At 67.6% G+C, this 26,543-nt stretch carries 30 protein-coding genes and 1 other RNA gene; 18 read left to right on the top strand and 13 right to left on the bottom strand.

Annotated elements, in window-relative coordinates:
- Positions 1 to 5 precede the first annotated feature (5 nt).
- The 5 genes from flgK to FQ142_RS08230 all read left to right on the top strand — a co-directional run bounded on the left by flgK (position 6) and on the right by FQ142_RS08230 (position 4,267).
- Positions 6 to 1,412 carry a flagellar hook-associated protein FlgK gene (flgK, locus tag FQ142_RS08210; protein WP_056417904.1) on the top strand — a complete coding sequence of 469 codons (1,407 nt, stop codon included), beginning with the start codon at positions 6 to 8 and terminating at the stop codon, positions 1,410 to 1,412.
- A 16-nt stretch (positions 1,413 to 1,428) separates the two neighbouring features.
- Positions 1,429 to 2,316, top strand: coding sequence for a flagellar hook-associated protein FlgL (gene flgL / locus FQ142_RS08215; RefSeq protein ID WP_149422936.1), 888 nt, complete (start codon positions 1,429 to 1,431; stop codon positions 2,314 to 2,316).
- Entirely contained in the window at positions 2,313 to 2,726 is a 414-nt protein-coding gene (locus FQ142_RS08220; RefSeq protein WP_149422937.1) for a flagellar assembly protein FliW, read from the top strand. The genes flgL and FQ142_RS08220 overlap by 4 nt, the downstream gene beginning before the upstream one ends.
- Before the next feature lie 207 nt (positions 2,727 to 2,933).
- Positions 2,934 to 3,248 (top strand): HU family DNA-binding protein, encoded by a 315-nt coding sequence (locus tag FQ142_RS08225; protein ID WP_056417896.1) that lies wholly within the window; start codon positions 2,934 to 2,936, stop codon positions 3,246 to 3,248.
- 173 nt (positions 3,249 to 3,421) lie between these two features.
- Positions 3,422 to 4,267, top strand: coding sequence for a sigma-70 family RNA polymerase sigma factor (locus FQ142_RS08230; protein WP_149422938.1), 846 nt, complete (start codon positions 3,422 to 3,424; stop codon positions 4,265 to 4,267).
- A gap of 36 nt (positions 4,268 to 4,303) precedes the next feature.
- Here the strand turns inward: FQ142_RS08230 and FQ142_RS08235 are convergent, their stop codons facing one another.
- Positions 4,304 to 5,392, bottom strand: a complete 1,089-nt coding sequence (locus tag FQ142_RS08235) for an AAA family ATPase (protein WP_149422939.1) — start codon at positions 5,390 to 5,392, stop codon at positions 4,304 to 4,306.
- A 133-nt stretch (positions 5,393 to 5,525) separates the two neighbouring features.
- On the opposite strand from FQ142_RS08235, the gene FQ142_RS08240 reads away from it, so the two are divergent.
- Positions 5,526 to 5,906 carry a hypothetical protein gene (locus FQ142_RS08240; protein ID WP_149422940.1) on the top strand — a complete coding sequence of 127 codons (381 nt, stop codon included), beginning with the start codon at positions 5,526 to 5,528 and terminating at the stop codon, positions 5,904 to 5,906.
- On the opposite strand, the gene FQ142_RS08245 is transcribed toward FQ142_RS08240, so the two are convergent.
- The gene (locus FQ142_RS08245) at positions 5,894 to 6,721 is read right to left on the bottom strand and encodes a zinc-ribbon domain-containing protein (RefSeq protein ID WP_149422941.1); all 828 of its coding nucleotides are present in this window, start codon (positions 6,719 to 6,721) and stop codon (positions 5,894 to 5,896) included. The genes FQ142_RS08240 and FQ142_RS08245 overlap by 13 nt on opposite strands.
- A gap of 100 nt (positions 6,722 to 6,821) precedes the next feature.
- On the opposite strand from FQ142_RS08245, the gene FQ142_RS08250 reads away from it, so the two are divergent.
- On the top strand, positions 6,822 to 7,712 hold the full coding sequence (locus FQ142_RS08250; RefSeq protein ID WP_149422942.1) for a TIGR01777 family oxidoreductase: 891 nt from the start codon (positions 6,822 to 6,824) through the stop codon (positions 7,710 to 7,712).
- A 51-nt stretch (positions 7,713 to 7,763) separates the two neighbouring features.
- On the opposite strand, the gene FQ142_RS08255 is transcribed toward FQ142_RS08250, so the two are convergent.
- Positions 7,764 to 8,696 (bottom strand): methyltransferase family protein, encoded by a 933-nt coding sequence (locus FQ142_RS08255; RefSeq protein ID WP_149422943.1) that lies wholly within the window; start codon positions 8,694 to 8,696, stop codon positions 7,764 to 7,766.
- Positions 8,697 to 8,721: 25 nt separating this feature from the next.
- Positions 8,722 to 9,561, bottom strand: a complete 840-nt coding sequence (locus FQ142_RS08260; RefSeq protein WP_149422944.1) for an aldo/keto reductase — start codon at positions 9,559 to 9,561, stop codon at positions 8,722 to 8,724.
- Between the two features lie 22 nt (positions 9,562 to 9,583).
- Between FQ142_RS08260 and FQ142_RS08265 the strand changes: the two genes are divergently transcribed.
- The 4 genes from FQ142_RS08265 to rnpB all read left to right on the top strand — a co-directional run bounded on the left by FQ142_RS08265 (position 9,584) and on the right by rnpB (position 12,893).
- The gene (locus tag FQ142_RS08265) at positions 9,584 to 10,006 is read left to right on the top strand and encodes a YchJ family protein (protein WP_082539377.1); all 423 of its coding nucleotides are present in this window, start codon (positions 9,584 to 9,586) and stop codon (positions 10,004 to 10,006) included.
- A gap of 33 nt (positions 10,007 to 10,039) precedes the next feature.
- Entirely contained in the window at positions 10,040 to 10,771 is a 732-nt protein-coding gene (locus FQ142_RS08270; RefSeq protein ID WP_149422945.1) for a zinc ribbon domain-containing protein, read from the top strand.
- Positions 10,772 to 10,796: 25 nt separating this feature from the next.
- Entirely contained in the window at positions 10,797 to 12,506 is a 1,710-nt protein-coding gene (locus tag FQ142_RS08275; RefSeq protein WP_262492102.1) for a bifunctional 3'-5' exonuclease/DNA polymerase, read from the top strand.
- A 30-nt stretch (positions 12,507 to 12,536) separates the two neighbouring features.
- Positions 12,537 to 12,893, top strand: an RNA gene (rnpB, locus tag FQ142_RS08280) — RNase P RNA component class A.
- 533 nt (positions 12,894 to 13,426) lie between these two features.
- Here the strand turns inward: rnpB and FQ142_RS08290 are convergent.
- On the bottom strand, positions 13,427 to 13,876 hold the full coding sequence (locus FQ142_RS08290) for a hypothetical protein (RefSeq protein ID WP_149422948.1): 450 nt from the start codon (positions 13,874 to 13,876) through the stop codon (positions 13,427 to 13,429).
- A 228-nt stretch (positions 13,877 to 14,104) separates the two neighbouring features.
- On the opposite strand from FQ142_RS08290, the gene FQ142_RS08295 reads away from it, so the two are divergent.
- Positions 14,105 to 14,599: a hypothetical protein gene (locus FQ142_RS08295; RefSeq protein ID WP_149422949.1), complete on the top strand. Its 495-nt coding sequence runs from the start codon at positions 14,105 to 14,107 to the stop codon at positions 14,597 to 14,599.
- A gap of 134 nt (positions 14,600 to 14,733) precedes the next feature.
- Here the strand turns inward: FQ142_RS08295 and FQ142_RS08300 are convergent, their stop codons facing one another.
- Positions 14,734 to 15,363, bottom strand: coding sequence for a hypothetical protein (locus FQ142_RS08300; protein ID WP_149422950.1), 630 nt, complete (start codon positions 15,361 to 15,363; stop codon positions 14,734 to 14,736).
- A 792-nt stretch (positions 15,364 to 16,155) separates the two neighbouring features.
- Between FQ142_RS08300 and FQ142_RS08305 the strand changes: the two genes are divergently transcribed.
- Both FQ142_RS08305 and FQ142_RS08310 read left to right on the top strand, forming a co-directional pair.
- A complete protein-coding gene (locus FQ142_RS08305) occupies positions 16,156 to 16,674 on the top strand; it encodes a hypothetical protein (protein WP_149422951.1) in 519 nt (172 codons plus the stop codon).
- A gap of 16 nt (positions 16,675 to 16,690) precedes the next feature.
- Positions 16,691 to 17,008 (top strand): hypothetical protein, encoded by a 318-nt coding sequence (locus FQ142_RS08310; RefSeq protein WP_149422952.1) that lies wholly within the window; start codon positions 16,691 to 16,693, stop codon positions 17,006 to 17,008.
- 160 nt (positions 17,009 to 17,168) lie between these two features.
- Here the strand turns inward: FQ142_RS08310 and FQ142_RS08315 are convergent, their stop codons facing one another.
- The 5 genes from FQ142_RS08315 to FQ142_RS08330 all read right to left on the bottom strand — a co-directional run bounded on the left by FQ142_RS08315 (position 17,169) and on the right by FQ142_RS08330 (position 19,777).
- Positions 17,169 to 17,852: a DUF2510 domain-containing protein gene (locus FQ142_RS08315; RefSeq protein WP_149422953.1), complete on the bottom strand. Its 684-nt coding sequence runs from the start codon at positions 17,850 to 17,852 to the stop codon at positions 17,169 to 17,171.
- 148 nt (positions 17,853 to 18,000) lie between these two features.
- Positions 18,001 to 18,459 (bottom strand): hypothetical protein, encoded by a 459-nt coding sequence (locus tag FQ142_RS08320; protein WP_149422954.1) that lies wholly within the window; start codon positions 18,457 to 18,459, stop codon positions 18,001 to 18,003.
- A gap of 70 nt (positions 18,460 to 18,529) precedes the next feature.
- Entirely contained in the window at positions 18,530 to 18,691 is a 162-nt protein-coding gene (locus FQ142_RS17465) for a hypothetical protein (protein ID WP_188042351.1), read from the bottom strand.
- A 159-nt stretch (positions 18,692 to 18,850) separates the two neighbouring features.
- Positions 18,851 to 19,171 carry a hypothetical protein gene (locus FQ142_RS08325; protein ID WP_149422955.1) on the bottom strand — a complete coding sequence of 107 codons (321 nt, stop codon included), beginning with the start codon at positions 19,169 to 19,171 and terminating at the stop codon, positions 18,851 to 18,853.
- 63 nt (positions 19,172 to 19,234) lie between these two features.
- Positions 19,235 to 19,777 (bottom strand): hypothetical protein, encoded by a 543-nt coding sequence (locus tag FQ142_RS08330; protein ID WP_149422956.1) that lies wholly within the window; start codon positions 19,775 to 19,777, stop codon positions 19,235 to 19,237.
- A gap of 210 nt (positions 19,778 to 19,987) precedes the next feature.
- Between FQ142_RS08330 and FQ142_RS08335 the strand changes: the two genes are divergently transcribed.
- Positions 19,988 to 20,437 (top strand): hypothetical protein, encoded by a 450-nt coding sequence (locus FQ142_RS08335; protein ID WP_149422957.1) that lies wholly within the window; start codon positions 19,988 to 19,990, stop codon positions 20,435 to 20,437.
- Positions 20,438 to 20,440: 3 nt separating this feature from the next.
- Here the strand turns inward: FQ142_RS08335 and FQ142_RS17745 are convergent, their stop codons facing one another.
- A complete protein-coding gene (locus FQ142_RS17745) occupies positions 20,441 to 20,614 on the bottom strand; it encodes a hypothetical protein (protein ID WP_410477431.1) in 174 nt (57 codons plus the stop codon).
- 570 nt (positions 20,615 to 21,184) lie between these two features.
- Positions 21,185 to 21,931: a polyphosphate--glucose phosphotransferase gene (ppgK, locus tag FQ142_RS08345; RefSeq protein WP_045253019.1), complete on the bottom strand. Its 747-nt coding sequence runs from the start codon at positions 21,929 to 21,931 to the stop codon at positions 21,185 to 21,187.
- A gap of 68 nt (positions 21,932 to 21,999) precedes the next feature.
- Here ppgK and FQ142_RS08350 point away from each other — a divergent pair, with 68 nt between their 5' ends.
- Genes FQ142_RS08350 through FQ142_RS08360 form a run of 3 tightly spaced genes read left to right on the top strand, consistent with a single transcriptional unit; the run spans position 22,000 to position 26,540 of the window.
- Entirely contained in the window at positions 22,000 to 22,215 is a 216-nt protein-coding gene (locus FQ142_RS08350) for a hypothetical protein (RefSeq protein ID WP_056417869.1), read from the top strand.
- Positions 22,216 to 22,217: 2 nt separating this feature from the next.
- On the top strand, positions 22,218 to 23,555 hold the full coding sequence (glnA, locus tag FQ142_RS08355; RefSeq protein WP_045253017.1) for a type I glutamate--ammonia ligase: 1,338 nt from the start codon (positions 22,218 to 22,220) through the stop codon (positions 23,553 to 23,555).
- A 9-nt stretch (positions 23,556 to 23,564) separates the two neighbouring features.
- A complete protein-coding gene (locus tag FQ142_RS08360) occupies positions 23,565 to 26,540 on the top strand; it encodes a bifunctional [glutamine synthetase] adenylyltransferase/[glutamine synthetase]-adenylyl-L-tyrosine phosphorylase (protein ID WP_149422959.1) in 2,976 nt (991 codons plus the stop codon).
- Positions 26,541 to 26,543: the final 3 nt, after the last annotated feature.

Consider the following 26,543-nt stretch of genomic DNA (forward strand, 5'->3'; position numbering starts at 1 on the left):
GGACGATGTCGTCGTTCGCAGGACTCCGGCTCGCCCAATCGGCGCTCAGCGCCGCCCGCGCGGGGATGACCGTGACAGGTCAGAACATCGCGAACCAGACCACGCCGGGATACACGCGGCAGCGGGTCGACCAGACGTCGATCGTGGCACCCGGACAGACAGGACTGTGGCCGTCGGGTCTCGCCGTCGGCGGGGGAGTGGGCGTCACCGGCATCGCCAGGCTCGGAGACGACATCCTCGACGCCAGAGTGCGTGACGCCCTCGCGACCTCCGGGTTCTGGGTGGCGCGAGCCACCGCCGCGAGCCAGGCCGAGGACGTCCTCGCCGAGCCCACCAAGGACGGGCTCGCGGCGAACCTCGACCGTTTCTGGGCAGGATGGTCCGATCTCGCCAACACCCCCGACACCGCGGCGGCACAGGTCGTGCTCACGAATGCCGGCGTGCTCATCGGTCAGATCGCCGCAGGCTACGGCACGATCGCCTCGCAGTGGCGCGACCTGCGCGGTCAGGTCGACAGCCAGATCGCCGACGTGAACGCCGTCGCCGGTCAGGTCGCCGCGCTGAACGGACAGATCCGCGAGGCTCTGCAGTCCGGACGCAACGCGAACGAGCTGATGGATCAGCGCACGGTGCTCGCGCAGCAGCTGTCCACGGCGGTCGGAGCGACGGGCATCGTCGAGGCCGACGGCACTCTGACCCTGCGCGTCGACGGGAACGCTCTCGTCTCCGGCGACAGCAGCAGGTCGCTGGTGGCTTCAGGCCCTCGTGACGTGGCCGACGGCGGACGGGTGGGCATCGCGTGGGCGGACCGCCCCGGCGTGCCGGTGACGGTCACCGGCGGACTCGTCGGTGGGACGATCAGTGCGCTGGCGCCCGCGGCAGACGGGGGAACGCTGGCAGGCGTCGCCGCCGCGTACAACCGCACGGCGACCGCCCTGGCGACCGCCGTCAACGACGTCCACCGCACCGGTGTCACGTCGGCCGGCGCACCCGGGGGCGACTTCTTCGCGCTGTCGGCGACGGGCCCCGCGGCCCTCGGCCTGCGCGTGGTGCCCGTCGGGCTCGCCGACCTCGCACTCGCGGCACCGGGTGCCGGGGCGAAGGACACGACCGTCGCCGACCGCATCGGCGCTCTGGCGACGTCGACGACCGGACCGAGCGCGACGTGGTCGAGCTTCGTCACCGGATTCGCCGTGAGCGTCGCCGGTGATCTGCAGCGCGCCGACATCGCCGACATGGGAGCTGTCGCCGCGGTCACCGCGCAGCAGTCGAACGCGTCGGTCGACGGCGACGAGGAGACGATCAACCTCCTGACCTACCAGACGGCCTACCAGGCGGCGGCCCGTGTGCTGACAGCCGTCGACGAGGCACTGGACATCCTGATCAACCGCACCGGCCTCGTCGGCCGCTGACTCTGGGGAGAGTGACATGATCGGTCGCATCACGAGCAGCACCATGACGCAGCAGTCGCTGCGCACGCTGCAGACCAACCTCGCCGACCGCGATCGGCTGCAGAATCAGGCCGCCTCGCAGCGCGCCTTCCGGACTCCCAGCGAGGACCCGGCCGCCGCCGCCAAGACGCTCGGCGTGCACGGCGATCAATCGCGGGTGGCGCAGTACTCCCGCAATCTGAGCGACGGGATGGCGTGGGTCACCACGGTGGACACGGCCCTCGGCGCGAGCGTCGATCTGCTCAACCGCGCCAGGGACCTCACCGCCCAGGGGGCGAACTCCGGCGCGCTCAGTCCGGCTGCCCGCGAGTCGATCGCGCAGGAGCTCGAATCGATCAGCGCCGAGCTGCTGGCGAAGGCGAACACCACCGTTCTCGGTCGCAGCGTCTTCGCCGGGACGAGCGATGCGGGAGCGGCCTTCGACCCGGGGACGTTCACCTTCAACGGCAGTCCGGGAGACGGCGTGCGCAGGCGGATCAGCGACAACGAGACGGTGCGTGTCGACGCCGACGGCGCGCAGGCTTTCGGGGACGGCGCGAACAGCGTGTTCGCGATGCTCGGAGACATCGCCGCGGAGCTCCGGAGCGGGGCGGAGGTCGGACCACGACTCGCGGACATCGACGCGCGACTCGACGGTCTCGTCGCCGCCCGAGGGGCGACGGGCGCCCGGCAGGTGCAGCTGGAGCGTGCGGCGTCGCAGAACCTGTCGACGTCCATCGACCTCGAGGCTCGCCGTGCCGAGGTCGAGAACGTCGACAGTCTCGAGGTCCTGGTGCGACTGCAGTCGGCCGAGCTCGTCTTCCAATCCGCGCTGCAGGTGACCGCCCGGTCGCTGCAGACCAACCTGCTGGAGTTCCTGCGATGACCGCTGCCGCCACCCCCGCCCCCGCCGCTGCCGTCGAGACGACCAGCGCGGTGGAGTTCGTCTCGCCGATGCCCGGGCTCGCCCCGCATACGGCGTTCACCCTGGCCCGGATCGGAGAGGGGAGCGGGCTCTACGCGCTCAGGGCCGCCGACGCCGATGTGCGACTGTTCCTGCTCGATCCGCGCACCGGCTCCTACGGGTACGCCCCGAGCATCCCCGCGGAGGCCCGCGCGCTGATCGGAGCCGCCGACGATGCCGAGGTCGCGCTCTTCGTGATCGCGAATCCCTCGTCCGAGGGCGTCCGTGTCAACCTCAAGGCGCCCGTCCTCATCCATCTCGACACCGGTCGCGCGACCCAGATCATCCTCGACGACCCCGCGTATCCGGTGCGCGCACTGCTCGCTCCCTGACGCCGCCCGCCCCGCTTGCGCGGAATATTTGCGAATTCACCGCATATACCAAGGAACATCGTCTACGCTCTGAGTGCACAGGCTGGGGTACTGGCAGATCCAGGGGACGGCGCAGAAGAGTGGGGCCTGGGCGTTCCGTGGATGGCTGGTAGGGGTACAGCGCACATCGCTCGGTGACGAGCGACATTCGATGGGACGGATGAAGACATGAGCACATCAAGGACGCTCGAGACGAACAGGGTCAGCAAGCGGGAGTTCGTGCAGAGGTTCGCGCGACGTGGGGGCATCTCGGTTCCGGCCGCGCAGACCGCCTACAACGCGATGATCGACGAACTGCTCGACCTCGTGGGCCGCGGGAACACGGTCACGCTCACCAACTTCGGCAAGTTCTATCCGCAGACGCACAAGGGGCACCGCGTGCAGTTCGCGAAGGGTGAGGGCGACGCCGAGGTCAACGACTACACGGTCCTGAAGTTCTCCGCGACGCGTGAGGTGAACCGGCGTGTCAAAGTGAACGACTAGTCATCGTTATCTGAACGTAAACGAGAATCCCCGACGGTTTCGGCCTCCGGGGTTTTTTCGTGCCTCCGCGGACGTAGCATGTAGTCAGAAACGAAGTCCTGACCTCTGGGGAGTGGTCGTGCTGTGAGTCATCGGGGAGGACTCGCCCCTACGGTGGAAGAGACGGAACCCCCATGACGATGCGTGCGCGTAATCAGCTCGTGGTCGATCACCTGCACATCGTCGGTGCGGCGACAGCCCGCATCGCCGCTCGCCTCACGCAGGTCTCCCGAGAGGATCTCGCCGCGGCCGGAGCGTTCGCACTGGTGCGGGCCGCGGAGAAGTTCGACGCCGGTCTCGGCGTCCCCTTCGGAGCCTTCGCCCGCGGCCGGGTCGACTGGGCACTGAAGGACGAGCTGAGGGCCATGGACTGGGCACCGCGTGCTGTGCGGGCGCACGCCAAGGAGACCACCAGGGTGCGGCAGGCTCTCGCCGCCGCGCTGGGTCGGATGCCATCGGTCGGCGAGATCGCCGCGGCGATGGGCGTGGCCACGGACGACGTCAGAGAGGGGCTCGCCGACGCGGAGCTGATGCTCACCAGCCTCGATGCGCCGAACGCTCCCGAGATCGTCTGGACGGGGTATCTGCCGGAGGAGCTCGCGATCGCCGCGGAGCGAGACGAGTTCCTGCGGCGCGCCGTCGACGCGCTGCCCGAGCGCAAACGGCTGATCGTGCGGGCGGTGTACTTCGAGGATCGCACGGTCACCGAGATCGCCCACGAGCTGGGGGTCTCGCATGCGGCCGTCTCGCAGCAGCGAGCGGCGGCGGTGCGGATGCTCAAGGACGCACTCGAACGGCACGACGCCGATACGCCGCGCGACGACGCCCACCCGCCACGGCCCGACACCGATGCATCTCGGCACGAGGCGCAGACCGCGTCGCGCTCGTCCACATCCACCTGTGACGCCTACGTCGACCGGGTCGTCGCGGGCGGACGGCGATTCACCCGCGCAGTGGTGTCACACGCCGTCAGCGCCTGAAGGTCGCCGCCGCCCGGCATCCGGGTCGGACGACCGTCAGAAACCGAACCCGTAGGCCGGCTGCCCCACGAGGATCAGCGCCACCGTCGTCGGGTACACCTCGGGCTGCTCGTCCTCGTCGTCGATCAGCTCGAGCTTGTGGATGGGCACGAAGATGCCGCCGTCCGCCTCGAAGAGGAGGTCCCGCGGCACGAAGGTCGCGAAGATCGAGCGGTTCGCGTTGCGGAGCTCGAACGTGCGTGCGACGTCGCCGCGTTCGAAGAGGTTCATCTCGACCTCCTCCGCCCACACCTTGCCGTCGGGGAACCTGGCCTCGATGCGGTACGTGCTCGGCTCCACCGCCTTGATGTTGAGGTCCTCCACGATCTCGGCGAAGAGCGTGTCCGGCTGGTCGAGTTCGAAGGCGATCGCCCGCAGGTGGTCGTAGTTCAACCGGGCCCGTCGCGAGAAGAGCGCGACGTTCTCGATCTCGTCGCGGTGGGCCCGCGGCGCCTGGTCGATCAGGTACTGGCGCACCTCGTCGGGGCCCGGGTACTCGAACCGCATGTGGTAGTGGAATCGGCCGGGGCGATTGACGATGTAGGTGCTGACGTCGGCGATGTCGTTCACCGTGACGCAGTAGAGACGCTTGACCGAGGAGAGCCCGTCGAACAGGGGCAGGAACTGATTCTGACGGTTGGTGCCGTCGGCGGATCCGCGACGGCCTGCGGGGAAGGTCTTCTCGAACTCGTCGAAGATGATGAGGCACTCGTCCAGGCTCTCCAGGAACTCGACGATGCCGTCGTTGTCCTCCGAGACGATGACCACCGGCAGGCAGAGCTCTCTGGCCTCTTCGGCGACCATGCGCAGGAACAGTGTCTTGCCGATCCCCTTGTCGCCCGAGAGCATCACGCCGAGACTGCGGTCGCTGAGCGCGTAGGAGCGGAAGATCTTGTCGACCTTCCTGTCGCGGCCTCCGTACACCCGCTCGGTGCCGACGGTGAGGTCGTCGATCTTGATCAGGCTGAATCCCTCTTTCGAGGTGAAGTGCACCCGGTAGGTGCCGAGGGGGAACTCCAGGTGCGTGCGGACGGCGTCGTCGTAGACGCGCACGTGCCCACCCGTCTCGATGTAGGTGCTGGTCACAGTCCTCCTCCTTCGCTCCCCGTTGTGTATATCGGTTGGGATCGACGGACCGTAAGGCGATCGGGAGAGCAGTTTCCGCAGTAGCCTGTTCGCACGACGGGCGTGGGGACGCTCGGGTCAGGGGAACCGGGGCATGGGTGTACACGAGCGGGGCGAGCAGCCGATCGTCGGCGGGATCATCGTGGTCGTCGAGGCGGCACCGCAGGGGCTGATGCAGTACACGCTGGACCCCGAGGCGCGCACGCCGATCTGGCAGGCCGTGATCATCGCGCACGACGATGCCGTGATCGCCGCGGCGACGACGCCGGAGCAGACGGCCGATCTGCTCGTGCGCGGCAGCATCGAGTGCATCAGACGGAGCATCCCCAGCCTCACGGTCGACGGGCTGACGATGCGGCCGGAGGTGGGGCCGAACGACAACGCGCAGATCGTCGCGGCGGGTGAGGCCCGCTTCCTCCGTTCGGAGTGGGATGCCGTCGCCGAGCGGCCCGACTCCTTCCCTCAGACGAGGTAGGCGTCGACGAGGAGTGACCCGCGGATCTCGCGGAGCTCGTCCACGATCCGGTCGACGCCCCGCCGGCCGATGCCGGACATCGGCAGATCGTGCGGTCCGATCGGCTCCAGGGCTCCCGTGCGGATGCGGATGACCTCCCAGCCCGCAGCCCGGAGCGCGCGGTCCTTGCGCTCGTCGGCCTCCTGTCGTCGTCCGACGTGCTCGAGCCCGTGACGCCCGACCGTGTCGTACTCGATGGCGACTCGCAGCTCGGGCAGGAGGATGTCGGGCCACACCTCGGTGTGGCGGAAGAACGGGCGCGACACCTTCACCGCGTTGACGTCGGCGGCGAACGTGAGTCGGGCGTGCAGTGCGGCTCTGAGCTTCTCTTCGGATGCCGAGGCCGGCGTCGGCGCGCACACGCTCGCGAACGCCTCGCCGGTCGGGAGATCGGGTGTCTTGCCGCACAGGGTCGAGGGCGTGCGGGCGCGACGGGGAATCGCGCGGGCCTCGCCGAGGACCACCGGCTGGGGGCGGGCGAGCGAGGAGCACTCCGGACACCATGCGGACTGGCGTCGGACCCGTCCCGGCCGCTCGCGCTGTTCGGTGGGTGTCGCGGCGAAGCGGTGTCCGACGCGGCACTCCCAGCACAGCAGCACGTCGGCGGCGAGGGGCACCTGCGAGAGCGCGATGCCGTGGTTGAGCTCCGGATGGTACTGGCGGATGAGCTCCGGGTAGGCGGCCCACCCGGCGCGGTAGGTCCCCTTCTCGTAGGGCACGTCGAGTCCGCGCGAGAACTGACGTCTCGCCCACCACGTCGGCACGGAATCAGGCACGCTCGGAACCTACGCGGGGGCGCCGACATCGCCGAGGGGCAGCCGACGTGACAGAATCTCGGGGGACGGCCGTCGACGGCAGTCGGACAGGGGAGCTCGCATGGCGCAGCGCATCGTGATCAGCGGAGCATCGGGTCTGATCGGCACGGCGCTCGCGTCGTCGCTGAGAGCCGACGGCATCGACGTGACGACGCTGGTGCGGCGCCCGCCCCGGGTCCCCACCGAGGTGCAGTGGGCGCCGGGCGAGCGGGAGCTCGATCCCGATGTGCTCGACGGAGCGGATGCCGTGGTCGCGCTCGGCGGCGCCAGCGTCGGTCGGCTTCCCTGGACGCGGGGCTACCGGCGGGAACTCGTCGAGTCCCGGCTGACGACGACGCGTACGATCGCGACGGCGGTGCGCGCGCTCAGAGACGCGGCCCCGGCGTTCGTCTCGGCATCCGCGGTCGGATACTACGGCTCCGCGCCCGGTGAGACACTGACCGAGGACTCGCTTCCCGGCGACACCTTCCTCGCTCAGCTCTGCGTCCGCTGGGAGCAGGAGGCGCGGCGGGCGGGGGAGCACACGAGGGTGTCGCTGCTGCGCACGGCACCGATCATCCACCGGCGCGGGGTGCTGAAGCCGCTGATCCAGCTCACCCGGTTCGGACTCGCGGGCCCGATCGGTCCCGGTCGTCAGATCTGGCCCTGGATCTCGCTCGACGACGAGGTCCGCGGCATCCGTCACGTGATCGACGCGGGCCTCGAAGGTCCCGTGAACTTCACCGGACCCACGCCGGCCTCGGCGAACGACATCGGCCGGGCGCTGGCCGAGAAGATGCACAGGCCGTTCTGGGTGCCCGCTCCCTCCTTCGCTCTGCGGCTGGCGCTGAGCACGGAGGCCGCCGACTCGCTGCTGCTCTCCGATGCCGACGTGCGTCCGACGGCGCTGGAGGCGTCGGGGTTCGAGTTCACGCACCGCACGGCGCGGCAGGCGGTCGACTCCGCGCTCTGAGGGGTGCGAGGCCCGTTCAGACCTGTCGGGAGACTAGACCTGTCAGGCGACTCAGACCTGTCGGGAGACGGGCGAGGCCGGGATCCAGCAGGTGACGCGGTCGCGATAGGCGACGAATTCGGCGCCGAACCGCTGCTCGAGGTCGGCCTCCTCGAGCGGACGGACGAGGGAGTTCCACAGCAGCGAGCCGACGAGCGAGTATGCCACGACCATCCATGATCCCAGCAGCATCCCGACGGCGACTCCCTGCGCGATCCCGGCGACGGCCATGGGGTTGCGCACGTACCGGTAGGGGCCGGTGATGACCAGTCGTCGAGCCATCTGCGACGGCAGCGGCGTCCCCTCGCCGTCGACCGACATCGACACCGCCGACCACACCCCGAGTGCTGTCGCCACGACGAGCAGCACGCCGCCCGCGATGTGCACCGCAGGGGGAGCGTCGATGCGCAGGCCCCACCGTGCTTCGACCACTGCCGCGATGAGGGGGACGACGATGAGGAAGGTCCCCCAGAACGCCAGAGTCTGCCGACCGGTGCGTGCCAGCAGTCCCCGGGTGCCGACGCGGTCGGCGGGGCGGAATGCGAAGGGACCGGTCACGATCCATTCGACCGGTGCGCGCCCGCACAGGACGACGATCGCCGCGGCGACGCTGGCACCGGCGGCGATCGCCATGAGCAGGGCGCCCCAGCCGGCGAGGGTGGTCGCCGTCGCATAGACGGCCATCCCGAGGGCGACGAGCGCCGTCCACGGCGTGACCACCCACAGGGCCCCGCGCACGCCGGCTGCGGCCAGTGCCGAGCCGCCGACGAAGAGGGGGATGTCGAACACCGCGATGACCGGGGCGGGGAGGCCGCCGAGGGTGGCATCGCGCACCTCTGCGGACAGCGCGACGGCCACCCACCACAGCGCACCGCAGAGCGCCTGGACGGCGAAGTACACCCGTGCCGTGATCGGAGTGATGCGGATCCCAGCGATGACGGGCATGCCCGCCAGTCTATGAGCGTGCGGCTCAGGACTCCTCGTGGGTCGCCGGGTCGGCATCGAACAGGCGGCCGTCCGCGCGTCCGAGAGCGGTGATCGCCGCGACCTCGTCGGCGGTGAGCGACACCGCGCCCGCCTCGAGGTTCGACTGCTGGTGAGCGAGCGACGAGGCCTTGGGGATCGCCACCGTCTCGCGTGCCACATGCCAGGCGAGCACCGTCTGCGCGGGGGAGATCCCGTGCGCCGCGGCGACCTCGCCGATGACCCGCTCCTGCAGGAGTTCCTTCGCGCGTCCCAACGGACTCCAGGCCTCGGTGAGGATCCCGTGCTGGCGGTGGTACGCCAGCTGCTCGTCCTGAGGGAAATACGGGTGCACCTCGATCTGATTGACGACCGGCCGCACGCCGGTCTCTCGCTCGATGCGCTCGAGGTGCTCCGGCAGGAAGTTCGACACGCCGATCTGTCGCACCGTCCCTCGCTGCTGGGCCTCGACCAGTGCCTCCCACGCCTGCAGGTATTCGTCCTGTCGGGGGTTGGGCCAATGGATGAGGTGCAGATCGATGGCGTCGACGCCCAGTCGCGAGCGACTCTCCTCGATGCTGGTGCGTGCCTTCTCGCGGCGGTGGTGCCTGCCGGGGAGCTTCGTCGTCACGATGAGCTCCGACGCCTCGACGCCGGATGCGCGGACACCGCGGCCGACGGCCCCTTCGTTCTCGTAGTTGAAGGCCGAGTCGATCAGGCGGTACCCCGCGCCGATCGCGCCGGCGACGGCCTCCGCTCCGGCGTCGCCGTCGAGGGCGTAGGTGCCGAGACCGAGGGCCGGGAGGGTGAAGCCGTTGTGTGCGGTGAAGTGCGCGAGTGCCGTCATGCCGCCAGCGTACGCTGGAGCGATGACCCCGGCGGAGAGCATGGCGCGTGAAGCCCGCATCCCCGATGATGCCGCCCGATGCCCATGCGGATCGGGCGACGTGTTCGGCGGATGCTGTGGGCCCCTGCTCCGCGGTGCCGCCGCCCCCACGGCGGAGCGGCTGATGCGTTCGCGGTACACGGCGTTCGCGCTGCACGACGCCGAGTATCTCCGAGCCAGCTGGCATCCGTCGACGAGGCCGGCGGAGCTGGATCTCGATCCCGCCCTCGTCTGGCGTCGTCTGCTGATCGTCGATCGTGTCGCGGGCGGCCCCTTCGACCGCGAGGGGGTCGTCGAGTTCGAGGCGTTCTGGCGAGAGGGCGACGAGCGCGGGTCGTTGCGGGAGCGCAGCCGTTTCGTCCGCGACGACGGACGCTGGCTGTACCTCGACGGTCGGATCGGGTGATGAGCCGCTCCGTCAGCGACTAGATTTGAGAGCGTGAACGCGAGCCCCGAACACCAGCGCATCCTTCTCGACGTCGCCGATCTCGACCGGCGCATCGCGCAGGCGGAGCGCGCGCGGACCAAGCCCTCCCAGGCCGCTCGGATCGCCGAGCTCGTCGCGATCCGCCAGGAGCAGCTGCGTGAGCTGACAGCGCTGACCGGCACCCGCGATGATGTGCGCACGGAGCTCACCCGTCTGGAGTCCGATGTGAAGCTCGTCGAGCAGCGCCGTGCTCGCGATGCCGACCGCCTCGCCACATCGACCAACCCCAAGGACGCGCAGGCGCTCGAGCACGAGATCGCCAGCCTCACCCGGCGCCAGAGCGACCTCGAGGACATCGAGCTCGACGTCATGGGCCGTGTCGAGGATGCGGATGCCGCGGTCGCCGCGCAGCAGGCGCTGCTCGCCACGACCACGGCGGAGGGCACGGCGCTCACCGCGCAGGCGAAGGCCGACGTGCAGGCGGCGACGGATCTCGCCGCCCAGTTGGCGCGTGACCGCGACGCCGTGACGGCGGCGGTGCCCGCTCCGCTCCTCGCGGAGTACACCCGTAGGGCTTCGAACAGTGCGGGGGCCGCGCTGCTCACCCGCGGCACCTGCGAGGGATGCCGCATCCTGCTCCCCGGCACCGATCTGAACGACATCCGCAATGCGCCGGACGACCTCGTCGTGTCGTGCCCCGAGTGCGGCTGCATCCTGGTGCGCACCGAGGAGACCGGGCTGTGAGCATCACGCCGCGCGCACGTCGACGGTGAGCTCGCGGCAGCCGATCGAACGCCGGATCGCCCTGGTCGCGCTCGGCTCCGGCGGAGGGGGGTCGAGCTTCGCGGCCGTGGAGCTCGACGCTGAAGACGCCGAGATCGGCCGTACCGTCTTGACCGGTGCGGAGCTGCCCGACTGGGTCGCGCGGCAGGAGCGCGATGCCCGACCGCGATGGGTCATCCGCAGCGCGCGCGAGATCTACCCGATCCTCCTGGCGGCCGGCGTGCAGATCGGCCGTTCGCACGACCTGCTGCTGTGCCATGCGATCCTCCGCGACACGGACACGGTGGCCCGGCCCCTGGCGCCGTCTCCGACCTGGGTGCGCCGAGACCCCGTCGATGAGGCTCCGGCCCTGTTCGACCTCGCCGACGGCGGCGAGGTCGACGATCCCGTGGCCGAGCTGCTGGAGCAGTATCGGGAGCAGCGTCGCGTCCTGCGCGCGGGGACGGACGGCCGGCTGACTCTGCTGGCCTCCGCGGAATCGGCCGGCGGGTTGATCGCCGAGGAGATGCGCGTCGCCGGTCTGCCGTGGAACGAGGCCGCGCACGACGAGATCCTCACCGAGATCCTCGGCGCACGCCCGGCCGGTGGCGGGCTCCCGAGCCGCATGGTCGCGCAGGGGGAGCGCATCCGCTCGATCCTCGGCGATGCGACTCTGAACCTCGAGAGCCAGCCGAAGCTGCTGAGGGCGCTGCACCGGGTGGGAGTGCAGGTCGAGTCCACCGGACGGTGGGAGCTCGCGCAGCACGACCACGCCGTCGTCGAGCCGCTGCTCGCCTACAAGAAGCTCTCACGTCTGCTGAGCGCCAACGGATGGGCGTGGCTGGCCGAGTGGGTGCACGAGGGGCGGTTCCGTCCGATCTACATCACCGGCGGCGTCGTCACGGGCCGCTGGGCATCGGCCGGCGGGGGAGCGCTCCAGCTGCCCAGGAACCTGCGTGCCGCAGTCCGGGCGGATGAGGGATGGACGCTGGTCGTCGCGGATGTCGCGCAGCTGGAGCCCCGGATGCTGGCCGCGATGGCCGGTGATCGGGCGATGGCCCGAGCTGCACAGGGGAAGGACCTCTACGCCGGCGTCGTCGATTCGGGGGCGGTTGCGACGCGGGAAGAGGCGAAGTACGCCGTGCTCGGTGCGATGTACGGCGCCACGACGGGGGACAGCGGGCGGTTGGTGCCGCGACTGCGCAAGGTGTATCCGCGGGCGATGGCGCACGTCGACAAGGCCGCGCGGATCGGCGAGGACGGGGGAGTCGTCTCGACCTGGCTCGGACGGTCGTCCCCGCGCCCCTCGACCGAGTGGGAGGGCATGCAAGCGCGAGCGACGGATGCCGATGCCGACCCGACCGATGTCGCCCTGGCGCGTCGCCGTGCGAGGGATTGGGGCCGGTTCACGCGCAACTTCGTCGTGCAGGGCACGGCCGCCGAGTGGTCGCTGATCTGGCTGGCGGAGATCAGACACCGACTGCTGAGGCTCCCCGAGGCGCAGCGGCATGCACCGGCATCCGGGGTCTTCGGGTCACGCGCGCATCTCGCGTTCTTCCTGCACGACGAAGTGATCCTCCATGTTCCGCAGGAGCAGGCGGAGGCGGCCGCCGACGCGGTGCGGGAGGCCGCCGACGTCGCCACCCGGCGGATGTTCGGAGGGTTCCCGATCGAGGTGCCGCTCGACCTGCGCATCGCGGAGTCGGCGGAGACATAGCGCGGCCTGGTCGTAGACTGGAGCTGCGAATGGGTCGACTGGACGGCCGCGTGGCGGGCAACCGCACCGAGGAACGTCCGGGCTCCTCAGGGCAGGACGGTGGGTAACGCCCACCCGGAGCAATCCGCGAGAAAGTGCCACAGAGAGCAGACCGCCCCGCAAGGGGTAAGGGTGAAAGGGTGGTGTAAGAGACCACCGGGGGCCATGGTGACATGGCCCGCCAGGTAAACCTCGTCCGGAGCAAGGTCAGACAGAGGATGTTGACGCGGCTCGCCGAGTCCTCGGGTAGACCGCTAGAGTGCCACGGCAACGTGTCGCCGAGAGAGATGGCCGTCGAAGGGGCGAAGAACCCCGGAACAGAACCCGGCGTACAGGTCGGCCCATTCGCATATTCCCTCCTGACCTGGGATTGTATGATTGTCTGGGACCAAGAGTCCGCACACAGTCCGCAGTATCAGCGATTCGGGGCGACATGTCTGATCTGAAGACTTATCGAGAGGCCGCGATCGCGACTCGTCGTTCTGTGATGACAATCAAGCGCTGGCGTCGGAACGGCCTTTCCATGGGCTGGGAGGTGCGCGAAGGCCAGAGGGTCCGCGTGGTTCGCGAAGACGTGCTCAAAGCATGGTGGCGAGAGCGCATGAAACACGATCCCGTGTGGCAGAACAGATTGCGTCGGGAGCGACGTCAAACGGGAGCGATGTAGCCGATTGCGGGGGACGGTCGTCGAAACGCGAAGCGTCAAAAAGTGGCTTGGTGAGGCCGAAGATCGAGCCATCGCATTACGTCGAGTTCTCTCAGAGCTTTACGCCGTAGGTCGCGAGCGCCAGGGTGCCAACGATGGGCAGCCAGCCCCAGATGTCAACGACGTCGAACAGCGCGAACCGCGTCACGGCCAAACCACCCCACCCGTGAGTGCATCAAGGCCGCGAGGACTTCAGGCGGGCGATCTCGGCACGACAGGCGGACTCTGCATCGGCGGAGCGCAGATCTCCTGCCGTCCACGCCGTCAGAACGTGCTGCAGCGCCGCGAGCTTGTATCGAGCGTCAGCGCTCCCAGAAGCAGAGCCAGCTTGAATGGCGGGCGCGAGCCCGGCTCGGTCATCGGCGGGGAGCTCGATCAGTAACGCTGCTGCCGCACGACCGCGCTCGGCGACGGCCGCGACGAAGGACGCATCTTCGTCGGCAGCCAGAGCGGCGGCCTGAGCTGCGTTTGCGCCCAGCAGATCAATCACCGCCGCGCGGACGCGGTCGGCGCGATCCCGATCGCGCGCACCCTTTGCAGAGGCAGCTTCCCGCACCCACGGCACCAGAGACGAGCCGGTGAGCGCGATGACCGCTCCGAGGACGACTGCCCAACCTTGATCCATGACCGAACCATATCGGTCGTCGACAGGCCACGGGATGGCTGAGCACCTCACCAAAAGAGCCCGTGTGACAGAACAAGCTCCGCCGGACTCCGCTGGACCAAGGCGCCTGCGGGCCGAGCCCAAGCCCGCCGGAGATGCGCCCGCACGACCCGAGCCTGCTGCCCCCTCATCGCTGCCGCAGGCTCATTGGCCGCGAGCCCGGCACCGTTCGCGGATGGGTGAAGGCCGGTGAACGAAGCCAAGGGCATCGGCAAGCTTTCCGTTTTCTCGCTGGCTCGCGAAGTTTCGGTTTTTTCCCGCAGTGCGGGCGAAGCTAATGGACTCCACATCAGTGTGAAGGCGCTTCGTGACAGCATCGCGCTGAAGAAGACCTACGAGCCTGAGGATGTGCCGGCCCCGGACGACCTGCCGCCGCATGGCACACGCATCGTCTTGAGCGGGCTCAACCGAAAGCGGACCGGCGTCTCAGTGACCGCGCTACGTCGGCGAATCGCTAGGCGCTTCGACGCCGCGCCATCGTTGTCCGCCAGGGAGACACAGAATTGCTGTCGAACCTCGCCGGCATTCAGTACATCCCCTTTGCCTCTAATATCCGCGAAACATACGGTGAGGTGCTGGCCGCAATTCGTCGAGAGTTCGGTCCCTTCTGACTACTGTCCCGCGACCGTCGACGCAGAAGAGCTTAACCCGCTGTGCCGGATGCCGAGGGGCGGCCTCGAGTGATGGTCCACGGTGCAGACACCGGCACCGACGACACGGCGAAGCTCCGCACTGCGATCTCTGAACACAACGATCGACTCGGCCTATGACGTGAAAGATCCCCACCTAGCCTTCGGGCCGGGTGGGGGTCTTTCCCTCTATCGCGGCGTTGTATCGTCAGCGTCTGCCCAGCGTCGAAGGAGCTCCGCCTTTGACTCACGCCGCATCGGAATCTCGACTTGTTCCTCGAAGGGCACGTCCGGCTCCATCCGGATCGGGTTTCGAAGAAGGTTCAGATACTCGTACGGATAAGGCTGACCGAAGGCTAATGTCGCGCTGCCGTTCAACGCGACGACGGAATCGCCGTAGAGATTCATGTACGTCTCAACTACCTCCCGGCACCAATCGGAGGATTCGCCAGAACCATCCCAGACGACCGTCACGATGACGAGCGTGTCTAGCAGGATCAGCGATTCGTGCACCGTGAGGAGCTCCCAGTCGGTGACATGCACCTCGGAGCGGGTATTCGACGCGATCGCATCACGTTTCGTACTGAGTGCGGCGAACTGGAGCACCTGTCGGGGCAAGGCCCCGTCTCCCGCATGGAACTTCCGGAACCAAGGTTCCGGAGCCCGCAGTCCGCTGGCCTCGTCGAGAATGCTGCGCACCAGCATGGTCTTAAACGCCCATCGACGAAGTATCTCGATCTCCTCACCGAGGATCTTCATGTCTTGTCGACGAGAGATGCGTTTCAGAATAGGCAAGGCCGCTTGATCCATGCTGCGCATGAACCTGTGGTTGCAATCCCCGCAAAAAGGGCTGACTGGTTGATCGAACCATCCAGTTGGGACGAGGCGTCGCACGTCCCCCAGCAGGCTTGTGCTCTCCACGGCGGCCGCAACGTCCAACCAGGGGAATTCCGATCTCCATCCGAGCGGGAACACGTGCTCTCTCGTGCGCTTGTAGTGAAGGCGTCCGCACATTGCGCACGGGGTGGATGATCCGGCCATGGAATCCTGCCTGGTCGACGAGCGAGAGAAATGTTAACCTTCATACCAGAGGCGCGTTCCCTGGAAGCGGCTAAGCCAGGCTCCCTCCCGCGTTGAGTGGAGGTATGAAAGAGCTCTCTCCCTAGTGGGATTGACCGTCGGTTCGAATCCGCCCGTCTCGCAGAGAAAGACCCCACTCTCCTCCGGGAGGGTGGGGGTCTTTCTTCGTCTACTCGAAGTCCTCGACTTCAAGGCGCTGCTCGAACTCGCCAGCCTCGGAGACTGTGACGCGGAGCACCTGTCGATGCTTGGGGAAGCCCGAAGAGCGACCAACCGGTCTCGGACCAAGCTGACATCGTCAGATTGCCCATATACGAGACGAGCTGACGCCCGTATGCTGTCCCCGCACACCTGCAAATCGATGGAAGGTAGACGATCTTGGCGAAGTCACGAGTTACGGCCGCACTTCTAGGCGTCGCACTGTTGTTGCCGATTGCCCTCGCAGGGCCGGCGGCGGCGTCCGCCTCAGAGAATTCTGACGACGCGACGACATTCACGACCTTCGGTTACATTCCGACAGATGGTCAAGGAGTGGCATCGTCAACGGCCGTTGAGAGGCAGACGGCACGAGTCGAAGCATTCGACACGACAACGGCGCAGTCTCTGTCTGCGGATCCTGACAATGAGCCGATCCCACTAGGCGATCCCGATGAGTTTGCTGCTGCGGCTGCGGCAGACCCCGCGTACCGCGTTGTGTCGACTTGGACGGACAAGCTGGGGAAGACGACCGTGGCTCGCGCGGGGAACGGCACAACCTGGGGTCTCACGAAGGTGAAAAACAAGCACAATGTCACGCTGGGCATGGTGCAGAAGACCACCAAATTCCCGCGCGAAGGCGGCCGAGTAACCAGCGGGAACTCGATTACGTACACGACTGATGCGATTGAGTGGTCGTGCACGATCATCAGTTGCACGCCGAAGCGGACCATGGCCGTCAAGGTAGTTATCGAAAACACGCGCCTCGGCGATAACTATCACAAGGGTTTGATCACCGCGTACTGTGCCGGGGTGACGGTGTGCCCGCAGTGGGTAGTCAACGCGGCGGGATGATATGAAAGGCGGTCTCATGGAATCCATTAGCGTCGTCGACGCGGTTCGAGCCGCGTGGGCCAGGGTGGGTGGCACGCAGATTCTTCCTGGTGAGTTCAAGTTGCTTGAGGTCACCGAAAAACACGAGACGCTCGAGCTCCTCGTGACGGGGCCAGCCGGCGAATCATTTGGTTACCGCACGCCACTGCATGATCCGGAGCGGAGCTTCGAACAGGCCCCGGATGAGTGGGTGATGTGGAACGTGATCGTCCCCCTGGTGGAGGAACTCGAGACGGATCCCGCCAGTCGGCACCCCGCGGACGAAAATGAGATCCGGTGGATCGATAGCGACTAACCAATCGGACCGCGAGCGGGCGTAGGGACTCGCCGCAGCGGCCACGAGGCACCCGCGTGCGCCGTAGGCGTGCGGTGGTCGGCGCGCACCTTCCCCTGATCCTCTCGCGAACCGAAGACCCCCACCTAGCCTTCGGGCCGGGTGGGGGTCATTCGTCGTTTCAGAGACCGAGCAGCTGTCGCTTCGCTGCGCGGAACTCCTCGTCGTCGAGGATGCCCTGTGCCTTCAGCTCGCCGAGCTTCGTGAGTTCAGCGTTCAGGTCGAATGCGGGGGAGGGGGACACGGTGGGCGTGGGTTGTGCGGAGACGGGAGCACCGCCGGAATAGTTCACGTGCTGGGTGTTCTCGCGCACGCGACGAGCTTCGCGGGCGGTGTGCGCGGCGCGGTTGATCGCATTTACGCCTTCGCGGTAGTCGGGTACGTCTTCGAGCACGACGCGCTCGCGCTCCTGGTCCGCGCCGCGCTGCGCGTAGAGGGTGATCGTTCCGATGCCGCGGGCCTTCTGCGCGAGGGTCTGCGCAGAGTCGACGTCGTAAATGTCGGCTGTGCGGATCTGCTGGGCTTTCGTCGACAGTGTGCCCTTCTCATGGAAGAGATACTCGTCGGTGAGCTTGTATCGTCCGCCGCCGATGCCGGTGAGGGGCTTCCCGACCGCAGACCAGATGGTGTCAGCGTCTCCGGAGGCGTCGTGCTTCGCGGCCACGTTCGACGCCATCGCCTGCAGTCGACTCGGAGTCTTCTCGACGGGCGGGTGCTCAAGCCACTGAGCACCGTCCCAATAACGTTCTTCGTTGTTCGCGTGGGGCGCGGCGTACCATCCTGGCGGCGGCAGTTGATCAGACATGGGTGATTCCTCTCACGGGCGGCAGACCCTCCGGGTCGATGACCGCATGCGACCCGCATCGCCCCCAGACAGCACTGTTCTGTGACGGACCAATCGCCCTCGGAAAGGAATCTGTACCACCGCAGGATCGTGATTGCGGAGTCTTTCGTTAACGCTGGCTCCGATCTCTCATTCTGCGCCGCGACCGCCGGTGGGTTGTCTTAAACGCGTCTGAGACGAGCCAACCCATCGCAACCGCCCCGGCCGCGACGACGATCGCTAGGACGTTCAGCAGAGCTTCGACCTGACTTGTTGACAGAGCAGGCACGACGGTTGCGGCGCCCCAAACGAGTGCGGCGATGATGACCACTCCTCCGGCCAAGCTGAGAGCTACACCTCGGCGGCGCGGCGCGGTCCTAACGCTCTCGGCGACGCGCTTGAGTAATGCATCGCGCGCTGCCATAAACGCCACCGCCTCGGTGGCATCCGCGTCCAGGCCAGAGATCACCTCGTTCATCGCCCTCAGCTGCCGCAACTCTGCGGACTCACCTCGGCTATTCCAGAACGCGACGCTGATCGCGGCAACGCCCGCGACGACCGCCACGAATAGCGGCACCCATGATTCCATCCCGCGATCGTATCGCCCCACAGCACCCGCGCCGCCGTCAGCCCTGCACTGCCACGGCACGGTGCCTTCCTCACGCGCAGGAAGTCGAGTGCGCGGTCTTCTGGCCGTTTCGGGTGCGGCGCACCGAGAGCGTGCGCCACCCGTCGGGCACCTTCGCCCGCAGCGCCGGCATGCCGTCGGCTTCGGTCTCACGGATGCCGTCGAAGCGCGTGAACGTGCCGATGGCTTCCATCTTCGCTTCACCCTTGAGCATCCGTACCGGGGCGTCGGAGAGATCGAAACCCGGCTGGCGGTGGGCGGCGCTGCGTCTGCACGCGCTCGAGCGTCGTGCCGATGACCTCTACGGCGCTGGTCTCGTGGGACGAATCAGGGCGATGAGCAACATCCCAGCCTATGCGCGCCGCTGCGGCCACGAGACCTCCGCGTGGGCGTCCGATGCCTCGTGGTCAGCCTGCGCACGGCGTGCGGCGCCGACGGCGATCCACGGCTCGACGTCGGGGAGTTTCTGCAGAGCGGTCGTGAGGGCGATCGTGTACCTGTCCTCGTAGAAGCCGATCCACGAACCGACGGCTTCGCGAAGCACCTTGACGCGATCGCCCGCGGTGGCGAGTAACTGCTCGACGACGGGCCGCGGGTCGCTCGTGTACCGGTTGCGGGAGCAGATCGATCCGAGCTCGATACTCAGCATCGTGTCGGGGGAGATTCGGGTCATGCCAGATCCATTCTCTGACTAGGAGACAAACTCTAGGAATCCTGTGCCGACAACTCCAGGGAATCAGTAGCGCCAGTCGTCCAGCCACCGTGCGGCAGCATCTCCCGCGGCGCGGATCGCGGAGTAAAGATCGGGGAGGCTCACTGAATCATCCAACGACCGGTAGGCCAACGTGTCTGGATCGATTACGCGTAGGAAGGCCCCTGACTGTCCAAGGGCGCCCTCGGCAATAATCGAGATGTCGATCATGTCCTGAGGGCCCTGAATCATCGCCTCATCCAGACGTGCGTCGTAGTGCTCGACAGCGTTTCGGACGGCTCTCCGTTTCAAAACCTCGGCGGGCTTGAAGACAGCACGTAGCGACGATGCCCGGTCGTACGCGAAGTCCTTCCGTTCGCGTGGCCATTCATTCTGAGTGTCGGCCCAGAAGAGTTTCGATAGTTGGGCACCGGTAGTCAGTAGCCCCTGAGCGGCATGGAAGCAACGCGGTATATCGACCACTCCCTCGAGGTCGGCGCTCTCACGGAGCAGGTCGGCTGAGATCTCGGCGAGCGCGGCCTGGTGCGCGACTTCGCGCACGTACCTTTCCAGCTGCGAGTCATCCATGCCCGAATGCTAGATCATCCGGTGAGTGAGACGGGAGTTCAACGATTGCTGAGTTCTTGCGTCGAGGTCGTCCATGGCGCCAGGGTACCCGGCGCACTGAACTCAAGCGCCACCCTCGGGGTATCAGGTCGGTTCGAATCACTTCGTCCCTGGCGTCGAACCCCGGGCGGGGCTTGCTATCCATGTCGCCCTCGGCCAGCATGAGACCGCATGCAGCCCATCACACGTAACTGGATCCGCTGGACCGGTTTCGCCATCGCTTCCGCCGGTGTCTATGCCATCTTCCGAGGGTCGGTGGATAGCCTCCTCTCGACATCTACCCCCGACACGACCGATATCGTGAAGGCCTTTACAGGCGCGGGGCTCGGTGCAATCTCCGTTCTCTATCGAGCAGGCATTGATATTGCGGATGCGGGCGCGAGACGACTGGTGGTGAGCGTCGCGTCGATCGTCGCGGCAACGGTCTTGGCGATCATTTTGGGTGCAGTTCTGTCCAGCGGTTTGACTGTCAACGGCTGGCCTACGGTTTGGATGTGGATTGGCTTCTTCGCAACGCTTCTGCCGCCGCTGCTGGAAGACACCATCGACGCGATCGCTAACCGACGGAAGGAACAGCCGCCTGCGCTCGGGGCATCGCGCGCAGTGTCCGCTTCTGACTAGCCGCTAAGGGCGTCGTTGACCTCTCGCTGAGGCAAGCGGAACGCGAACCGAGGGCAGCCCCCGGATTGCGGCCGAGATCGCCGCTTCCTTCACCCGAACGTACTTCTCGACCGACTGGGTGTCGCTGTGGCGTAGCGCGGCGGCAACCACGATCGTCGGCACGCCGGCATCGATCATCTCGGTAGCAAACCACGCACGTATGGGCACATGTGGATGGATTCGGACGACCGTACGCGAGAGGCTGTCGACACAGTGCTCCAGTCCGCACAGAGTCCGCAGAAGTCCCAATTGGGCGCATGATGCCCCCACATGCCTCAATCGGCAAAAGCGCGGTCAAGCGTTAGAACCCGCATCAGGCCACATCGGCCAATCGCCTAGCCTTAGAACCCGGCGTACAGGTCGGCCCATTCGCATCATCCGGCCGGATTCGACAGCGGAGTGACGGATCCTCTGCGCGTCCGAAGACCCGAGACGACAGTCCGAAGGTCCGAGAAGACTTCCCTCGGAATGCGATCCGGCCCGGACACTGGGGGTCCGGGCCGGATCTCTGTAAACGATGTGTCCGACGACGGTCTGGGGAACCGTGCGCTGTGCGATGTCGGAAGGATCGTTCCCGCACCCGAATGGGGGATCGGGTTGCTTACCGGGAACGTTACTAGATTACCTAACTAAAGGGAAGTCCGAGGTTCGCAGGGCCTCGCGATCTGATCGTGAGGAGCCCGACCCGACCGTTCCCCGAGTGGCGGATCAGTCGCCAGCGAGCGACGCGGCGCCGATGATGCCCGAGTTGTTCCGGTGGATCGCCGGGACGATCGGGGTCTTGAGGTCGAGCAGCGGCAGGAAGTCCCCGGCGTTCTTCGAGACGCCGCCGCCGACCACGAACAGGTCGGGGCTGAAGAGGAATTCGATGTGCGAGTAGAAGGCCTGCAGGCGCTCGGCCCACTCCGACCAGCTGAGCCCCTCGCGCTCCCGCGCCGACGTCGCGGCGAAGGTCTCGACCGACTCGTACTCGCGGAAGTTCAGGTGTCCGAGCTCGGTGTTGGGGAGCAGCACGCCGTCGTTCAGGAACGCGGAGCCGATGCCGGTGCCGAGCGTGGTCAGCAGGGTGAAGCCGCGCACGTCACGGGCAGCGCCGTGACGTGCCTCGGCGACGCCTGCGGCATCCGCATCGTTCACGAAGACGATGTTGCGGCCGAGTCCGTCGCGGAAGAACTTCTCGGCGTCGAAGTCGATCCATTCCTTCGACACGTTGGCGGCGGAGAGCGTCTTGCCGCGCTTCACGATCGCGGGGAACGCCACGCCCAGCGGGAGCGACGCGTCCTTCACGTCGAGAGTCTTCAGCACGGTCTGCACCGCCTGGAGCACATCCTGCGGAGATGCGCCCGCGGGGGTGGGGACCCTCACCCGGTCCGATGCCATGGTGCCGTGTTCGAGGTCGACCAGACCCGCCTTGATTCCCGTGCCGCCGATGTCGACGCCGATCGCTTTTGCCATGGTCGATAGCTTAGCGACCGCCGCCAGCGCCAGTAGGATCGATGACACACGTATGAAGGGGAACGGCCATGTCGAACGGCGATGAGAAGTACTGGTACAACCTGGAGACCCGTCAGGTCGAGTTCGGCATGATCTCGGCGTCCGCCGACCGTGTCGGTCCCTTCGACACCGAGGCCGAGGCGGCGCACGCGCCGGAGAAGCTGCAGGAGCGCTCCCGCGCCTGGGCCGACGAGGAGGCCGCCGAGAACGGCTGGGACTCCGGTACCGGCACGGGCGCCGAGTGACGATGGACAAGCAGAGGGATTTCGTCCTCCGGACGATCGAAGAGCGCGGTGTCAAGTTCGTGCGACTGTGGTTCACCGATGTGATCGGAACGTTGAAGTCGGTCGCGATCGCTCCGGCCGAGGTCGAAGGCGCATTCGCCGAGGGGATCGGCTTCGACGGCTCGGCCATCGAGGGGCTGACTCGCAGCTACGAGTCGGACCTGCTCGCCCAGCCCGACCCGACCACCTTCCAGACGCTGCCGTGGCGCGGCGAGATCGACCCCACGGCGCGCATGTTCTGCGACATCACGACGCCCGACGGACGCCCCGCCGTCTCCGACCCGCGGCACGTGCTCAAGCGCACGCTCGCGAAGGCCGCCGACGCCGGATTCACCTTCTACACGCATCCCGAGATCGAGTTCTACCTGCTCAAGTCGTCGTCGTTCGGCCCTGAGGGTCCCGTCCCGGTCGACTCGGCCGGGTACTTCGACAACGTCCCCGGCGGCACTGCACACGACTTCCGTCGGCGGTCTGTGCGCATGCTCGAAGACCTCGGCATCTCGGTCGAGTTCAGCCACCACGAGGGCGGGCCCGGGCAGAACGAGATCGATCTGCGGTACGCGGATGCTCTGACGATGGCCGACAACGTGATGACGTTCCGCACGGTCATCAAAGAGGTCGCGATCGAGCAGGGTGTGTACGCCACGTTCATGCCCAAGCCGTTGAGCGGACACCCCGGAAGCGGCATGCACACGCACATGTCGCTGTTCGAGGGCGAGCGCAACGCCTTCTACGAGGAGGGCGCGAAGTACCAGCTGTCGAAGACCGGTCGGCACTTCATCGCCGGCCTCCTGCGCCACGCCAACGAGATGGCGGCCGTGACCAACCAGTTCGTCAACTCGTACAAGCGTCTGTGGGGCGGTGACGAAGCGCCCAGCTTCGTCACGTGGGGCCACAACAACCGTTCGGCTCTCGTGCGCGTGCCGATGTACAAGCCGAACAAGGGCGGATCGTCTCGCGTGGAGTACCGCGCTCTCGACTCAGCGGCGAACCCGTACCTCGCGTACGCGCTCATGCTCGCGGCGGGTCTCAAGGGCATCGAGGAGGAGTATGAGCTCCCTCCAGAGGCCGAGGACAACGTCTGGTCCCTCAGCGATGCGGAACGACGCGCTCTCGGCTATGCGGCGCTGCCTGCGAGCCTCGACCACGCGCTCGAGTACATGGAGAGCTCCGAGCTCGTCGCCGAGACCCTGGGCGAGTCCGTGTTCAACTACGTGCTCCTCAACAAGCGCAAGGAGTGGGAGGCCTACCGCGGCCAGGTGACCCCGCTGGAGCTGAAGAACAACCTCGAGCTGCTCTGAGCGTCGCGCATGGCCCGTTCGGACGACTCCGTCTCCCTGTCCGCGCTGGCACGGCTCGGCTTCGCCGAGCTCAGTGAGGCGGCGGCCAATCTCGCGGAGCTCGCCGAGCTGCTCGGTCTCGAGAGATCGATGCTGCTCGGCGAGGCCGACGGGGCGGATCCCGACTCCGCGGTGGAGGGGATGCTCCGCGTCGCGCGTCGCGATCCGTCAGCCATCGCCGGGCTGTTCGCCGATCCGCGGGCACGGCGACGCCTCTGGCGTGTCTTCGGTGCCTCGCAGGGGTTCGCCGACTTCTTCCTGCGGCATCCCGGTGAGATCGCGGTGCTGGGCGAGGCAGCGGCCGAGCTCCCGACGGCTCAGCAGTTGCGCGAGCGGATGCTGGACGCCGTCGGCGCGGTCGACGGCTTCGCCGCGTCCGGCGATGACGACGCCGTGGTCACCCTGCGCGTCGCCTACCGCCGCAATCTCGCGGCGATCGCGGCGATCGACCTCACCGTGCACAACCCCGTGCGCATCGTCGGCGACGTCGGCGCCGCCCTCGCGGACATCGCAGGCGCGGCGCTGGAGGCGTCGCTGGCGATCGCCCGGCGTCGACTCTCCGACTCGCTGACCCCCGAGCAGGTCGCCGCGACCCGACTCGCGATCATCGGCATGGGCAAGGCCGGTGCCAGGGAGCTGAACTACGTCAGCGATGTCGACGTGATCTTCGTCGGCGGCACCGCCGACGAAGAGGTGGTGTCGGAGGCCAAGGCGATCGACATTGCGACGCGGCTCGCCCGCGAGACGATGCGCGGTCTCAGCGGCATCGAGGTCGAACCGGCTCTCTGGGAGGTCGATGCGGCGCTGCGGCCGGAGGGCAAGCAGGGCGCGCTCGTGCGGTCGCTCGCCTCTCACCTGGCGTACTACGACCGCTGGGCGAAGAGTTGGGAGTTCCAGGCGCTGTTGAAGGCGCGTCCGCTGGCGGGCGATCCCGAGCTCGGCGCGGCGTACGTCGCCGGTGTGCAGCCGAAGATCTTCTCCAGCGCGGCGAGGGAGAACTTCGTCGACAGCGTGCAGCGCATGCGCGAGCGCGTGATGGAGCACATCGACCCCGAGGACGCGCCGTATCAGCTGAAGCTGGGCGCGGGAGGTCTTCGCGACATCGAGTTCACGGTGCAGCTGCTGCAGCTGGTGCACGGCCTCACCGACCCGCGGCTGCGCACGAGGGGGACGCTGGAGTCCCTCGACGCGCTGGTCGAGGGCGGCTACATCGGACGCGCCGAGGCGGCGTCGTTCGCCGACGACTACTGCATCCTCCGGCTGATGGAGCACCGCCTGCAGCTGCGGGAGCTGAGCCGTACCCACCTGATGCCGCGCACCCCCGCAGGGTTGCGGGTGCTCGCGCGCAGCACGGGACTGGGGGAGTCGGGCGAGGCGATCTGGGCACGATGGGAGGGCGTTCGCCGCGAGGTCCGCGACATCCACACCCGTCTGTTCTACCGACCGCTGCTGAGCGCCGTCGCCTCGCTCCCCGAGGAGGAGCGCACGCTGTCGACCGCACAGGCGCACGACAGGCTGATGGCGATCGGCTTCCGTGACCCCGCGGGCGCGCTCCGACACATCGGCGCCCTGACCACCGGCCTCAGCCGCAAGGCGACCATTCAGCGACACCTCATGCCGGTGATGGTGCGCTGGTTCGCCGACGGCAGCGACCCCGACTACGCCCTGATCGCATTCCGCCGGATCAGCGAGCGACTGGGCGACACTCCCTGGTTCCTTCGGATGCTGCGCGACTCCTCCGGTGCGGCCGAGAGTCTCACGCGACTGCTGTCGTCGTCGCGGTACGTGGGCGAGCTCATGGAGTGGATCCCCGAATCGGTCGCCTGGCTCGACAGCAGCGACCTCCTGCGACCGCGCAGCGGAGCGGCGATCGATGAGGAGGCGCGTGCCATCCAGACGCGCCATCGAGACATCGGCGACGCGCTGCAGGCGGTTCGGGCGCTGCGACGTCGGGAGCTTCTGCGCACCGCGATGGGCGGGGTGCTCGACGTGCTCTCGATCGAGCAGGTCGCGACATCGCTCACCGAGATCACCGATGCCACGATCCAGGCAGCTCTGCGTGCGGTGCGCCGGGAGTTCGTGACCGCGGACGACGAGGCGCTCGACTTCGCCGTCATCGGCATGGGGAGATTCGGTGGCGCGGAGCTCGGATTCGGCTCGGACGCCGACATCCTCTACGTGTACGACGCCAACGGGATCGACCCGCAGCGGGCTCAGGCGCTGGCGACGAGGATCGTCTCGGGCCTGCGCGAGCATCTGACGGATCACCGGGTGCCGCTCGATCTCGATGCCGATCTGCGCCCGGAGGGACGCAACGGTCCCGTGGTGCGCTCGATCGACGCATACGCCGAGTACTACCGCCGGTGGTCGCTCTCCTGGGAGGCGCAGGCACTGCTGCGTGCGCGCGGGGTGGCCGGCAGCGTGACGCTGATCGAGAAGTTCACGGCCCTCGCCGACAGCATCCGCTACCCCGCGCAGATCGATCTGCAGGGCACTCGCGAGATCAAGCGCATCAAAGCCAGGGTGGAGGGGGAGCGGCTGCCGCAGGGTGTGGATCCCCGGCGTCACCTCAAGCTCGGGCCCGGCACCCTGAGCGACGTCGAGTGGCTCGTGCAGCTGCTGCAGCTGCAGCATGCGCACGACGTGCCCGAGCTGCGCACGACGTCGACGCTCGGAGCGCTGGACGCCGCCGTGACCGCGGGGCTCGTACCTGCGGAGTCGGCCGATCTGCTGCGCGAGGCGTGGCTGCTGTCGAGCCGCCTGCGCTCCGCCATCACGCTCTTCACGGGCAAGACCAGCGACGTGCTGCCGACCGGACCGAGGGAGCTCGATGCGATCGGCCGTCTGCTGGGCTACCCCGACCGTTCGGCGAGCGTGCTCGACGACGATTATCTCGGCGTGACGCGGCGGGCCAGAAGGGCGTTCGAGCAGCTGTTCTACGGCTAGCCT

It is taken from the genome of Microbacterium sp. ANT_H45B, from assembly GCF_008369345.1.
GTDB lineage: Bacteria > Actinomycetota > Actinomycetes > Actinomycetales > Microbacteriaceae > Microbacterium.